At 63.5% G+C, this 13352-nt stretch carries 11 protein-coding genes; 1 reads left to right on the top strand and 10 read right to left on the bottom strand.

Going from position 1 to position 13352, the window contains the following annotated elements; all coding sequences use genetic code 11:
- Window position 1: 1 nt before the first annotated feature.
- The 7 genes from UP10_RS30760 to deoC all read right to left on the bottom strand — a co-directional run bounded on the left by UP10_RS30760 (window position 2) and on the right by deoC (window position 8185).
- Window positions 2–1441, bottom strand: coding sequence for an extracellular solute-binding protein (locus UP10_RS30760; protein WP_502692275.1), 1440 nt, complete (start codon window positions 1439–1441; stop codon window positions 2–4).
- A 48-nt stretch (window positions 1442–1489) separates the two neighbouring features.
- Window positions 1490–2527: a carbohydrate ABC transporter permease gene (locus UP10_RS30755; RefSeq protein ID WP_044590956.1), complete on the bottom strand. Its 1038-nt coding sequence runs from the start codon at window positions 2525–2527 to the stop codon at window positions 1490–1492.
- Window positions 2524–3399, bottom strand: coding sequence for a carbohydrate ABC transporter permease (locus UP10_RS30750; RefSeq protein WP_044590955.1), 876 nt, complete (start codon window positions 3397–3399; stop codon window positions 2524–2526). The genes UP10_RS30755 and UP10_RS30750 overlap by 4 nt, the downstream gene beginning before the upstream one ends.
- Window positions 3396–4331: a ribokinase gene (rbsK, locus tag UP10_RS30745; protein WP_044590954.1), complete on the bottom strand. Its 936-nt coding sequence runs from the start codon at window positions 4329–4331 to the stop codon at window positions 3396–3398. Before rbsK ends, UP10_RS30750 begins: the two co-directional genes overlap by 4 nt.
- 5 nt (window positions 4332–4336) lie before the next feature.
- The gene (locus UP10_RS30740; RefSeq protein WP_044590953.1) at window positions 4337–4792 is read right to left on the bottom strand and encodes an RbsD/FucU family protein; all 456 of its coding nucleotides are present in this window, start codon (window positions 4790–4792) and stop codon (window positions 4337–4339) included.
- 81 nt (window positions 4793–4873) lie between these two features.
- A complete protein-coding gene (locus UP10_RS30735) occupies window positions 4874–7261 on the bottom strand; it encodes an aldehyde dehydrogenase family protein (RefSeq protein WP_044590952.1) in 2388 nt (795 codons plus the stop codon).
- 6 nt (window positions 7262–7267) lie between these two features.
- A complete protein-coding gene (deoC, locus tag UP10_RS30730) occupies window positions 7268–8185 on the bottom strand; it encodes a deoxyribose-phosphate aldolase (protein ID WP_197086928.1) in 918 nt (305 codons plus the stop codon).
- Between the two features lie 329 nt (window positions 8186–8514).
- Here deoC and UP10_RS30725 point away from each other — a divergent pair, with 329 nt between their 5' ends.
- Window positions 8515–9309: a DeoR/GlpR family DNA-binding transcription regulator gene (locus UP10_RS30725; protein ID WP_044590951.1), complete on the top strand. Its 795-nt coding sequence runs from the start codon at window positions 8515–8517 to the stop codon at window positions 9307–9309.
- An 82-nt stretch (window positions 9310–9391) separates the two neighbouring features.
- Here UP10_RS30725 and UP10_RS30720 read toward each other — a convergent pair whose 3' ends face one another.
- From UP10_RS30720 to UP10_RS30710, 3 genes are all read right to left on the bottom strand, one after another.
- Window positions 9392–10543: a substrate-binding domain-containing protein gene (locus UP10_RS30720; protein ID WP_044590950.1), complete on the bottom strand. Its 1152-nt coding sequence runs from the start codon at window positions 10541–10543 to the stop codon at window positions 9392–9394.
- Window positions 10544–10610: 67 nt separating this feature from the next.
- Window positions 10611–11603 (bottom strand): ABC transporter permease, encoded by a 993-nt coding sequence (locus UP10_RS30715; RefSeq protein WP_044539814.1) that lies wholly within the window; start codon window positions 11601–11603, stop codon window positions 10611–10613.
- On the bottom strand, window positions 11600–13192 hold the full coding sequence (locus UP10_RS30710; RefSeq protein WP_156180382.1) for a sugar ABC transporter ATP-binding protein: 1593 nt from the start codon (window positions 13190–13192) through the stop codon (window positions 11600–11602). Before UP10_RS30710 ends, UP10_RS30715 begins: the two co-directional genes overlap by 4 nt.
- Between the last annotated feature and the right edge of the window lie 160 nt (window positions 13193–13352).

Below are 13352 nucleotides of genomic sequence, written 5' to 3'. Positions count from 1 at the left end.
GCTAGTTCTTGGGCGGCAGGCCCATTGCCGCACGATAGGCGGCAAGCTGCTTGGCACGGCCGAACTCGTCGGTCAGCCGGTTCCACTCCTTCGCCACCGCATCGAGCGCCGCTTGCGGCGTGGTCTGGCCGGCAACCGCCTTGCCGAGCTCGATCTCCACGACCTCGGTGTAGGAGAAATAGCCGGGCAGACGCATGTCGAGCGCGACGTTCTTGGCATTGATGGAGTCGGCCTGTGCGCCAAGATATTCCTTGGCCTCCTCAGGCGTGAAGATCTTGCTCCACAGTTGCAGATTGGCGGTGTGCGATTTGCGGTAGGGATTGACGCCGCTGCCACCGGTGATCGCCGCCTGGCCTGATACCTCCGGGCCAGTCAGCGTCTTGACGAAGTCCCAGGCCGCCTGCTGGTTCTTGCCGGCTTTCGGCACCGCGACCTGCCAGCCACCGAACGCCATGAACGGGCCCGGCAGGACGGACGGGAATTTGTCCCATGTCTTGGTCTTTGCATTCCAGATCGCATCCGAACCGGGGAGCATCGCCGAGCCGACCTTGCCCGAGATCTTCGACTGCTTGGGATCGGCCGCGATGACACCGGTATCGCCCCAGCCGATCGACTCCGCGACCTGGCCGCCGGCCACCGCCGCGTTCACCTCGCCGAACGAGAAGTTCAACGCATTGGGCGGACCGAGCTTCGACGCCCGAATGTATTCCTCCAGTCCCTTCACCCAGCCCGGATTGTTGATCTGGGCGTCCATCGTCTCGGGGTCGAAGAACATCGCGCCCGGATAGTTCGGGTTGTTGGTATAGGCCGCTGCATGACTGAAGAAGAACCAGAACTGCTGGCCGCCGCGGCGGAAGGCTTCCGCCGTTCCCCACAGTCCCTTGTCCGGACGCTGGAAGAACTCCGCGATGTCGAGATACTGCTTCCAGGTCTTCGGCGGCGCGAGGTCGTAGCCATATTTGGCCTTGAAGGCGTCCTTCTCCTTGGGATCGCTGAACAGGTCCATGCGGTAGGTGTAGGTGTGGACGTCGCCGTCCATCGACTGCGAATAGATCTTGCCCTCCCAGACCATCAGGCGCTCGCGATAGGCGGGCTCGATATCGTCCCAATCCTTGCCGGACTGCATCTCCTTCGGCATTTCGCTGAGATAGGGTACGAAATCCGGCAGCCAAGCCGGCGCGAAGCTGACCAGATCGAACGTCGCATCGGACTGCGTGAGCGACGTCGCGATCTTCGGATAGAGCTCCGACCACGGAAACTCGACGACGTTGACCTTGCCGCAGGTCTTCTTCGTCCATTCGTCCGCACCGAGCTTGAGCGCGGATGCGATATAGGGCCCGGTCTGCGACGCCACCGTGAGCGTGACGCCGGTATAGTCCGGACTGCAGGCAGCGTTGACCTGGCTCGCGGCACAGGCCGTCGCGAGTGAGGTGGCAAGCATCAGGAACGTTCGTCGCAGCATGGTCTAGTCCTCCCTTTCAACGTTTTCTTACTTGATGGCTCCGAGCAGCAGGCCTGACCGCATCATCCGGCTGAGCAGGCCTGCCATGATCATCATGGGAACGATGGCAACGAGGGCCGCGGCCGAAATCGCCCACCATTCGTCACCGCGCTGGCTGTTCTGTCCCGCCACCAGAATGGGAAGCGTCTGCCACCTGGAATTGGTCAGGAACAGCGCAAACAGAAACTCATTCCAGACAAAGGCCAGCGTGATCATGAAGGTCGCCAACAGGCCGTTCATCGACATCGGCACCACGATGCCGAGGAAGATGCGCCAGCTCGGCACGTTGTCGACCATCGCCGCCTCTTCGACCTCGATCGGCACGGCCTCGAAGAAATCCCGCATCAGCCAGACCACGATCGGCAGCGAGAACGCGACGTAGCACAGCGTCAGGCCGACAAAGCTGTCGATCAGCTGGAAACCGAGGCGGCCGATCTCGCTGTAGAGCAGATACAGCGCAAAGGCCGTGACGATCGGCGGGAACATGCGCTGGCTGACGAACCAGAACAGGATGTCCTCATTGCCGAGGATCGGCCCCGGCAATGGCAGACGATTGGCGAGGATCGCAGCCGCGAGCGCGACGGGGAACGCGAGCAGCAGCGCCTGCGGCCGGGTAAATCCGAGCGTGACGTTGAAAAGCAGGTAGCCACCGAGTGCAAGCAGGAAGAAGGCGAGGCCCGCCCCCAGGCGCACCCTGAATTCGAAGCGCACCAGCGCATAGGCGGCCATTGCACCGATCGCGGTCGCGATGGCCGCCGCCGACAGCCCCACGATGGTTGAGTTCAGGAACGTGTGGAAGAATGCGCCGCGGATCCCCTGATAGAGATCGATGAAGGGCTGCAAGGTCGGCGTGAAGTCGATGAACGGCAGATAGGTCGGGCCGCCGACGACGCCTGGCGGCGTCTTGAACGCCGTCACGATCACCCAATAGAGCGGAAATATGCTGATCAGGCACCAGACGAGACAGGCAGCGGTCACCAGGCGGCGGCCCCAGGGCGACAGTCCGGTCAAGCCGCGGCCGCTCATCGGAGCTTCTCCAGATGCGGTCGCAGCAGCGCCAGATAAGTCACGCCGATAATCGTGATCGCAATCAGGAACAGAAAGCTGAGCGCCGATGTGTAGCCGAGATTGAACTTCTTGAAGCCCTCCTGATAGGCGAACAACGTCAGGGTCTCCGTGTCCACACCCGGTCCGCCGCCCGTCATCACGAAGACGGTGTCCATGATCTTGTAGCTCTCGATCAGCCGGATGAAGACGACCGCAGCCGAGATCGGCAGCAGCATCGGAAACGTGATCCCCCAGAATTGCTGCCACGCGCTGGCATTCTCGAGCTCCGCCGCCTCGTAGACATCTTCGGGCAGCGTCTGCAGGCCGGCGAGCATCATCAGAACCACGAACGGCGTCCATTGCCAGATTTCGACCGCGATGATGCAGCCGAGCGCCCAATGGCCATTGGTGAGGAACGGCAGGTTGACCAGACCGAACTTCCCCAGAAGCTGGTTGAGCGGTCCCATGGTCGGGTTGAAGATCATGCGCGCCACGAGTGCAACAGCGACCGGCGCAAGCAGCATCGGCAACAGCAAGGCGACGCGAAACAGCCGCTCGCCCGGCACCCGCGCGTTCAGCGCCAGGGCCACCGCGAATCCGATGGCGTATTGCAGCCCGACAGCGATGAAGGCGATCAGCGTCGTCGTGTAGATCGCATTCCAGAAGCGCGGCTCCTGCAGCAGCGATACGTAATTGCCGAACCAGACGACCCGGGGTGGGATCGGGGGAATCAGGCGATAGCTGAGGAAGCTTGTGGTCAACGAATAGATCAGCGGAAAGATCGAGATCGCCAGCACGACGAGCACCGCCGGCCAGATAAAGACATGCTTGATCGGATCATTCCGCATCATGGAGCGGATTGCTCCCTCAAGAGCGCCTCGATCTCCGCGCGACGCGGCATGGAAGGGGCGGTCCCGGGCCGCGTCACCGAAATCCCCGCCGTCGCCGAACCGAAGCGCGCTGCCTCGAGCGGGTCCGAGCCGTCGGCCAGCGCCGCCGCGAAGCCGCCGACGAATGCATCGCCCGCACCTGTGGTTTCGACCACCTTGCCGGCGGCAAACGGCGGCACATGCAGCGAGCGATCCCGCGTATGGAACAGCGCCCCGCGCTCGCCGAGCGTGATCAGCGCCGTCCCGGCCCCCTTGGCTAATAGCGCGTCGCCGGCGCGGCGGGCGCCCGCAAGATCGCTCACGGCGATCCCGGTCAACGCCTCGGCCTCGGTCTCATTCGGGACGACATAGTCGCAGAGCGCAAACAGGCCAGAATCGAACTTGATCGCCGGCGCAGGGTTGAACACCGTGATGCTTCCAGCGGCGCGCGCGATCTCGAGCCCTCGCATCGCGGCATCGACCGGCTGCTCGAGCTGGGTCACGAACACGCGGCTGGTGCGAATGGCGTCCGCCGCTGCGTCGATGTCAGCCGGGCTGATACCTCCGGCTGCCCCAGGCACCACAATGATCGCGTTGTCACCCCGCGTCTCGTGAACATAGATGAACGCCGCACCGGTCGGCGCCTCCGTGGTCCTGGCGACGCGCGGCCGGATCCCCTCGGCTTCCCAAGTCTTGATCGCGAGTTCGCCAAAGGCATCGCTGCCGATCCGGGAGATGAAGATCACGCTGGCACCCGCGCGCGCGGCGGCCACGGCCTGGTTCGATCCCTTGCCGCCGGGACCCATCGCGAATCCGGAGCCTGCGATCGTCTCGCCGATCGCAGGCATTTTGCCGGCGCGGAAGGCGAGATCGACGACGAAGACGCCAAGAACGGCGACGCCACTCTTGCTCATGGCCGTCACTCTCCGTCCGGCGCGATGACGCCCTTGGAGAACAGGAAGCAGCCGTAGAAGCGGCGCTCGCCGGTCGCGATCACGCAATAGGCCGTCTTGGCTTTTTCATAGAAGGCGTGGCGTTCGACGCCGACCAGCGGCCAGGAACGTCCCTCCGCGCGATCGATCGCGGTTTGCACCTCGCGCTGCACCGGCGGCACTTCCTGCGGCTGGCCGACGATCTCCATGCGAATAGCCGCATCGTCGATAAACGTATCGAGCGGCATGACCGAGAGAATGGCCTCAATCGCCTTTGCGGTGCTGACATTGTCGATGCGCAGCAACCGGCCAAGCACCGTCTGGCGCGCGATCGAGTCGGCCGGAAAATTGGTATCGCAGACCACCAAGCGATCCCCGTGCCCCATCGCCCGCAAGGCATAGAGCACGTCGGCATTGAGCAGTGGGTTGATGCTCTTGAGCATGTTGCGTCCCTCCCTTGTCTTCAAAATTGCCCGGACTCTGACGGTCCGGATCCCTATCCGTATCACCCCAAGATGACGGCTCTAGTCTCCATAGGGGATCCAGATGTTCTTCACCTGCACGGCATGGCGGAGCAGGATCGGGCCTTCACATGCAGACTTGTCGTACCAATCCAGTAGCAGGCCATGATCGACCAGTGTGCGCTTGAGATTGCCTGTCGACAGCCGTTCCGCGACCGCTGAAGCCTCCTGCGAGCCGAAAGCCCAGAGTGCGTCGACGTCGTCATGCTCGGCAAGGACCTTCACAAGATCGTCGCGGCCGCCGGTGACGATATTGACGACGCCTGCCGGCACGTCCGACGTCTCCAGCACCTGGTAGAAATCGGTCGCAGCGAGCGGGTGCTTCTCGCTCGGTACGGCCACCACCCGGTTGCCCATCGCAATCAAAGGTGCGACCAGGCTGACGAAGCCAAGCAGCGGCGCCTCGTCGGGACAGGCAACACCGACCACACCGATCGGCTCATGCATCGCAAGCGCGACGCCGCGCAATGGTGGCGCATGGATGGTCCCCTCGAATTTGTCGGCCCAGGCCCCATAGCTGAACAGCCGTTCGATACTCGCATCGACCTCCGCGCGTGCCTTGGCACCCGAGACGCCCGTCATCTCGGCGATGCGCCCAGCGAACTCGTCACCACGCGCGGAGAGATTCTCGGCAAGATAATAGAGGATTTGGGCGCGATTATGCGCCGTCGCCCGCGCCCATCCTTCGGCGGAGCGCGCGGCGGCCACGGCATTGCGGATGTCCTTGCGGTTGCCCTCGCCGGCCTCGCCGAGGTGCCGGCCCTTTGGCGACAGCACGGCGCGCGAATAATTGCCGTCGGGGCGAACCTGCTTGCCACCGACGAACAGTTTTGCTGTCCGGTCGATTGGCGGCACGCCGAATCCGCTATTGTTGGCGACTGGGGCTGGCGGCGGCGAAGCCTTCGCGCGCGCCTTGCGCCCGCTCCATGCCTTGGGTTTCAGGTATTCGTACATGCCTTCACGGCCGCCCTCGCGGCCGAACCCGGACTCGCGATAGCCGCCAAAGCCGACACTGGCGTCGAACAGATTGGTCGCGTTGATCCAGACCACACCGGCCAGCAGTTTCGGCGCGATATCCAGCGCAAGCCCGATCGTCTCGCTCCACACGCTGGCGGCGAGCCCATAACGTGTATTATTGGCGAGCATCACGGCCTCGTCAGGCGTGCGGAAGGTCATCGCCACCGCCACGGGGCCGAAGATCTCCTCGATCGCCACCGTCGACGACGGATGCACGTTCCAGAGCAGGGTCGGCGGATAGAAGCACCCCTCCGTCGGGATCGCGCCGGGCGCCTGGTATTTCTCGGCGCCCTCCTTCACTCCGATTTCGACCAGCGCCTTGATCCGTTCGAGCTGGACCGGTGCAACCACCGCACCCATGTCGATCGCCTTGTCGAGCGGCGGGCCGACGCGCAGCGTTTCCATGCGGCGGATCAGGCGCCTGCGGAAGGTTTCCGCGATCCCCTCCTGAAGCAGCAGGCGCGAGCCGGCGCAGCAAACCTGGCCTTGATTGAACCAGATGGCATCGACCACGCCTTCCACGGCACCGTCGATGTCGGCATCGTCGAACACGATGAACGGCGATTTGCCGCCGAGCTCGAGCGTCAGCGACTTGCCGGTGCCTGCGGTCGACTGCCGGATCAGCCGCCCGACCTCCGTCGATCCCGTGAAGGCGATCTTGTCGACGCCTTGATTCTCAACCAGCAGCGCCCCGGTCGTACCATCGCCCGTGAGCACATTCAACACGCCCGGCGGCAAACCTGCCTCCGTGGCAAGCTCGGCGAACAGCAACGCGGTGAGCGAGGTGTATTCGGCCGGCTTCAGCACCACCGTATTGCCTGCGGCCAGTGCGGGCGCGATCTTCCATGCCAGCATCAGCAGTGGGAAATTCCAGGGGATGATCTGCCCGATGACGCCGATCGGCACCTGATCGGCGAATTCGCGCTCCTGCAATTGCGCCCAGCCGGCGTGATACAGGAAATGCCGCGCGGCCAACGGCACGTCGAGATCGCGGGTCTCGCGGATCGGCTTGCCGTTGTCGATCGCTTCCAGCACCGCAAACAACCGCGCGTGACGCTGCAGCATCCGCGCCAGTGCGTAGAGATGCCGCGCGCGGCCATGACCGCCGAGCTTTGCCCACAGCGGCTGCGCGGTGCGCGCGGCGTTGACCGCCGCCTCCACGTCGGTGGAAGAACCCTGCGCGATCTTCGCCAGCGCCTTGCCGGTCGCAGGCTCGCTTGTCGTGAGGTGCTTACCGGAATGCGGCGCGACGAACTTGCCGCCGATGAAGTGCCCGAACACGGCGCCGTACTGCTTCAGCCAGGCGCGCGCCTCGCCGTCCGCTTCGGGAGCGGGACCGTACTCCATGGTTTCAAAGTAGTGTGCGACGGTCACAGAATCTCATCCCACAGGGTGGCGGTTGAAGGCCGAGTAGCGGCCGGTGACATGATGCTCGAGCTGGCGCTCGATGTCGGCGAGCAGGCTCGAGGCGCCGATCCGGAACAGGCCCGGCTCGAGCCAGTCGCGTCCCAATTCCTCCTTCATCAGGAATTGATAGTTGAGCACGTCCTTGGCCGTCGAGATTCCGCCGGCCGGCTTGAAGCCGATCTGGTAGCCGGTGCGCTCCTGATACACCCTGATCATCCGCAGCATCGCCAGCGTCACCGGCAGCGTCGCATTGACGCCCTCCTTGCCGGTGGAGGTCTTGATGAAGTCGGCACCGGCCATCATGCAGACCATCGATGCCTTGGCGACGTTGCGCAGCGTCTTGAGATCGCCGGTCGCCAGAATCGTTTTCAGATGCGCGTTGCCGCAGGCGGCACGGAAATCCCTGACCTCGGCGTAAAGCGCGCGCCAATCGCCGGTCAGCACATGCTCGCGGGTGATGACGATGTCGATCTCCTGCGCGCCGTCCCTGACGGACGCCTCGATCTCCTTGAGCTTGAGGTCGTGAGGTATCAGGCCCGCCGGAAATCCGGTCGAGACCGCGGCAACCGGAATATCGGATCCATCGAGCGCTTCGACTGCGGTTGCAACGAAGCGGTGATAGACGCAGATCGCACCGGTGTGCAGCCGACGCCCGGCAAAGCCGAGCGCCTCGAGAATGTCAGCGCGTACGGGGGCCTTCGCCTTGGCGCAGAGGCGCTTTACCCGCTCGGTGGTGTCGTCGCCGTTGAGCGTCGTCAGGTCGATGCAAGTGACTGCCTTGAGAAGCCACGCCGCCTGCGCATCCTTCTTGACCGTTCGCCGGCCCGGCAAGCTCGCAACCCGTCGCTCGGCGGCCGACAGATTGATCCTGATCTCGTCGACCCAATCCATCTCGAGCGCGCGACCGCTGTTGCGCGAGACCGGATGGGTGTCGCGGGCAAGAGGCTGCACCGGCACGGCCGATGGATTCGATATCAAGACACTCTGCGTCATCGAAACGCCACCCGTCCTAGCGAATCGACGCGAGCGCCGGATAGACTGAATGTGTCGATTGCAACATGTGATCCTCCCAGCCGGAGTTTGCTGCCTTCCGACGCACGCATCGCAAGGCACCGGGTTGTCTCTTTGGGCCAGATGTTATTATTATAACACAATGCCGTTGATAAACTCACAACATTGTAAGATCATTGTCAACCGGATAAGCAGGCGCGGTGAGCAAAATGGTTGAAACACCGAACGCACGACCAAGCGAGACCCGCGTCCAACGCCTGCAGCGGCTGCGCCGCGCCGTCGAGAGCAGCGGCGCGCTGCACCTGAAGGATGCCGCCGAGCTGCTCAAGGTTTCCGAAATGACGGTGCGGCGTGACCTTGCCGGTCCCGAGGCCGCGCTCGCTTTGCTCGGCGGTTATGTCGTGAACGCGGCGTCGCCAACCGGAATCAAATACGCGTTCGAACAGGAGATCGACCAGCACACCCAGGACAAGCGTCTCGCCTGCCGGTCCGCGGCCGCCTCGATTGGGGAAGGCGATACGATCTTCATCGATTGCGGCACCACGATGCAATCGCTGGCGGACTGTTTGCCCGAGGATATGCCGCTCTCGGTGATCTGCTATTCGATGAACGTGGCGTCGATCGTCACGCGACGACCGGCCACGCAGGTGATGCTGATGGGCGGGCTCTACCATCCGTCATCGCAGTCGTTCTCATCTGACGACGGCCTGTCCTATCTGCGGCGCCTCGGCGTCAACAAGGCCTTCATATCCGCCGGCGGTGTGCACTGGACCCGCGGCGCGAGCTGCTCCAACTTTCACGAGGTTGCGATCAAGCAGGCCGTCATTGCGTCAGCGATGGAGAGCATCCTGGTGGTCGACGCGAGTAAGCTCGGCAGTCTCAAGCCGGCGTTCTTCGGAGATATCGGCGCGTTCTCGCGGATCATCGTCGGCGGCGCGGCGACGTCAGACATGCGCAAGCACTTCCGCAGTCTTCCCGTGGAATACGTCACCAGCGCAACCTGATCCGGACGGGGGCTGGCGCGCCCGGATCAGGCTTGCTGAACAATGCGCGGCCTTGTGAGACCGCGCATCGCAGGCCGAGAGCTCAGTTGCAGGCAGGCTTCGCCTTGTTGCAGGCATCCACCAGCTCGGCCGGCGGCTCCTTCTTGAACACGGTTTTGTAGGACTCCAGCACGTTCGACTGCGTCACCGGCAGCGACTGCACACCGATCCAGCCCGGCGTTTCCTTGCCGAGAAGCGCGTTCATCATCGCCAACGCTTCCGCGACGCCCTGGTCATAGGGACGCTGCGAGCCCGTCGCCTTCAACGGACCGCCCTTGGCGATCTCGATCGCCGATTGCAGCCCGAGATCGACCGTAGTGACGGGGATGTCGATGCCCTGCGCCCGCATCGAGCTCAGCGTGTCCAGCGCCGGCTGATCCCACACCGCGTACAGTCCCTTAATATCGGGATTTCCGGTGAGGAAATCACCCGCGATCTGCGAGACCTTCGGCGGGTCGGTGAAATCGACCTGCTTCATCTTGATATCGGGCCGGTTCTTCGCCATCCACTCGCGCACGCCCTTGGTACGCTCGTTGGTGCTGAAATAGTCGACGCCGAAATTGACCAGGCCGATGGTGCCGCCCTGCGCAACGCAGGACGCAAGGATCTGCGCCGCGATCTGGCCGTTACCCTGACTGTCCGCCGAGACCATCGTCGCATATTCCTCAGGATGCTTCAGGCCGGTCGGGATGCTGTCCATCAGCACCAACTTGATGCCGGCCTTGGCGACCTTCTTGTAGGTCGGCGCAGTCGCGGTGAAATCGACCGGGATCGAGATGATGCCGTCCGGATGCTGCTGGATCGTGTTCTCGATATCGGCGATCTGCTTGTCGACCTGATACTCGGCAGATGCGACGCCCGTCACCGTCACGCCGTACTTCTTCAGCGTATCGGTGATGCCCTGGATCTGCAGCTGGGCCCAGTCGAGGTTGACGGTCTGCATGGAGATGCCGACCTTGAAATGCTTCTCCTTGATCGTGGCGGCATCTGCGTCCGAAAGTGCGACCACCTCCGGCGAGGCGGCCTTTTCGCCATGGGGTCCCTGACCGACAATCGATTTCGGTCCAAGCGTCGCGAGATCGACGCCCTTGACGCAGGTGGCGGGCACCTCGGCACGAGCCGAAGGAAAGATAAAGACCGCTGTCGCCGCAATCAGCGCGGTCAGCGGCAAGGTTTGTCGCAAGAATGGCTTCATTGTTGTTCTCCTCCCATTTTGGTCGCCGATTGACCGAGGCCGGCAACCTTGCCCCTACTGATCTCGATTAGCGTTTGGTGAAAGCGACGGCCGCCACGATGATCGCGCCCTTGATCACGAGCTGCATCGGCGAGCTGACACCGAGCAGCACGAGGCCGTTGTTGAGCGTGCCGATGATCAGGCTGCCGAACAGCGTTCCCAGGATGTAGCCGCGCCCGCCGAACAGGCTGCAGCCGCCGAGGATGACAGCGGCGATGACGTCGAGCTCCATGCCTTGCACGACGTCGGGCCGCGCCGCATGCGAGCGCGCCGACAGCACCAGCGCTGCGAGGCCGGCCAGCGTGCCGGTCAGCACAAAGGCCGCCGTCGTCACCCATTTGGTGTTGATGCCGGAATAAAGCGCTGCGGTCGGATTGCCGCCGACCGCGTAGATCCGCCGGCCGAACACGTTGTAGTGCAGCAGCAGGATGCCGACGATCATGGCCGCAAGCGTCCAGGCGATCGGCACCGGCATGCCCAAGAACGTCCCCTCGCCGAAGATCGCAAAATACGTCTCGTTGGTGATGATCACAGGCTTGGTATTGGTGACCATCATCGCCAGCCCCCGCGCCATGCTCAGCGTGCCCAGCGTCACCAGAAAGGACGGGATCGAGAGCTGCGTGGTCAGGATGCCGTTCAGCAATCCGACTAGCGCGCCGGTGCCGAGCCCGGCCACGGCGCCCACGACCCAGCTGTTGTTGACCTGGCTCATCGCGAGCGCGGCGGCCATGCCCGACAGCGCCAGTGTCGACGCCACCGAAAGATCGATCTGGCGCGCGATGATGACGAAGGTCATGCCGACCGCGATGATCGATACCAGCGTGGTCTGTCGGCCGATGTTCAGAAAATTATCGACCGACAGAAACCACGGCGACGACAGGCTGAACACGACGAGCAGGATCACGAAGGCGATGTAGAGCATATAGGGCCGCTCGCCGCGCAACAGGTTCTGCAGCAGCTTGCGGCGGCGGTCGGATGATGTCGGCGAGGCGACGACATTGGGCGCGGTCAGTTCGGTCATGCTGGCAACTCTTGCAATGCGTCCTTTGCTGCGCTTTGCCCGGACGCCTGGAGCATTTGAAGCAGATGGTGGAGTTCCTCGGCGTCATCGATCTCGCCGCGCACTAGGGTTCTGACGACGCGGCCGTCGACGATCACGGAGATGCGGTCGCAGAGCTCGATCAGTTCGACGAGGTCGGACGAGACGAGGAGGACACCGGTGCCATCGCGGACGGCCTGGCGGATCACGCCGTAGATTTCCTCACGCGCGCCGACGTCGACGCCGACGGTGGGCTCGTCCAGTAGCAGCACACGCGGTCTCGGATCATTCCATTTTCCGAACACGACCTTCTGCTGGTTGCCGCCGGAGAGCGTCGTGACGAGGCTCGACGCGCCCTGCGCCTTCACCGCGAGCTTGCTGATTGCAGTCTCCGCGCGCCTGCTGGCGGCGCCTTGCTGCATCCAGCCCCATCGCGAGAAATAGGGAAGCCGCGACAGCGTGACGTTGCGTTCGATCGAATGGTCCAGCACCAAGCCTTGCACGTGACGATCTTCCGGCACCAGCGCGATGCCCTGATCGATCGCATCAGCCGGGTTCCTCGGCGACCATCGCCGTCCGTCGATTTCGAATGTGCCGCTCTCGACCGATCGGAGGCCGAACACGGTCTCCAAAATCTCGGTGCGCCCGCTTCCGATCAACCCCGCGAGACCGTGGATTTCGCCCTTCAGGACTGACAGCTCGACCGCGTGCAGCCGGTCGTTGGATACGTTCGACAAGGACAGGACCGGCGACGCATCGACCGAGCGCGGAGCCTGCGGCTGGGCCCGAACCGCAGCCGGCGCCAGTCGATCCGATCCGACGATCGCATTTACCAGGCGTTTCATGTCGGTGTCGGCGGTAACGAATGTGCCGGCATTTGCGCCATCACGGAGCACGGTGACACGCTGCGAGATCTCGAACACTTCATTCAGCCGGTGAGTCACATAGATCACACCGACGCCGCGGCGCGTCACCTTGCCGATCGCATCGAATAGAATCCGCACCTCGTCCGACGTCAGCGACGACGTCGGCTCATCGAGGATCAGCAGCCGCACCTCGCCCATCAGCGCCTTTGCGATCTCCGTCATCTGGCGGTAGGCGAAGGGCAATGAGCCCACGGTGGCCTTGATATCGAGGGGAATGCCGAGCTGCGTGAGGAACGCGCCAGCCTGCGCCATCAGCTCGCGCTTTCTGACGAAACCAAAACGGCCGCGCGGCTCGCGGCCGAGCAACAGATTGTCGGCGACGCTCAGCGATTCAACGAGGCTCAAATCCTGGTAGACGACGGCGATCCCCGCCTCGCGCGACTTTGCCGGGCTGTCGAACGCCACCGGTCGGCCCGCGATCTCGATCGTGCCGCTGTCAAAGGCATGCACGCCGCTGAGGATCTTGATCAGCGTGGATTTTCCGGCGCCGTTCTCGCCGAGCAGCGCGTGCACCTCGCCGGCCCGCACCTCGAGGTTCACGTCACGCAGCGCACGCACACCGCCAAAGCGCTTGTTGATGGCGTTGACCATCACAAGCGGCGTCGGCGGCCGGGGCTGTGCTGCAACCGAACCAGACGGCTCCAAATTCTCCTCCCGCCTGCCCCACCGCTGCTACGATGGTGACATTTTGTTATTATCGCAACTTACTGTGTTATAATTCTATCATATTAACCAACCTGTCAATGGGAGATCGCGCCGGAAACCGAGCGTGACGTGCCGAAGGGTGGAGTTGAGGCGCACGAAT

Origin of the sequence: Bradyrhizobium sp. LTSPM299, from assembly GCF_000938235.1 — a bacterium.
Taxonomy (GTDB): Bacteria; Pseudomonadota; Alphaproteobacteria; order Rhizobiales; family Xanthobacteraceae; genus Bradyrhizobium.
Note: the sequence above shows the minus strand (reverse complement) of the source record. Positions and strands in the feature narration are given on the sequence as shown.

Bases quoted from the DNA above. Each gene is read 5' to 3' on its own strand.
- UP10_RS30715 (WP_044539814.1), bottom strand. From the start codon at position 11,603: ATGACCGAACTGACCGCGCCCAATGTCGTCGCCTCGCCGACATCATCC.
- UP10_RS30720 (WP_044590950.1), bottom strand. From the start codon at position 10,543: ATGAAGCCATTCTTGCGACAAACCTTGCCGCTGACCGCGCTGATTGCG.
- rbsK (WP_044590954.1), bottom strand. From the start codon at position 4,331: ATGAGCAAGAGTGGCGTCGCCGTTCTTGGCGTCTTCGTCGTCGATCTC.
- UP10_RS30725 (WP_044590951.1), top strand. From the start codon at position 8,515: ATGGTTGAAACACCGAACGCACGACCAAGCGAGACCCGCGTCCAACGC.
- UP10_RS30740 (WP_044590953.1), bottom strand. From the start codon at position 4,792: ATGCTCAAGAGCATCAACCCACTGCTCAATGCCGACGTGCTCTATGCC.
- UP10_RS30760 (WP_502692275.1), bottom strand. From the start codon at position 1,441: ATGCTTGCCACCTCACTCGCGACGGCCTGTGCCGCGAGCCAGGTCAAC.
- UP10_RS30755 (WP_044590956.1), bottom strand. From the start codon at position 2,527: ATGAGCGGCCGCGGCTTGACCGGACTGTCGCCCTGGGGCCGCCGCCTG.
- UP10_RS30750 (WP_044590955.1), bottom strand. From the start codon at position 3,399: ATGATGCGGAATGATCCGATCAAGCATGTCTTTATCTGGCCGGCGGTG.
- deoC (WP_197086928.1), bottom strand. From the start codon at position 8,185: ATGGATTGGGTCGACGAGATCAGGATCAATCTGTCGGCCGCCGAGCGA.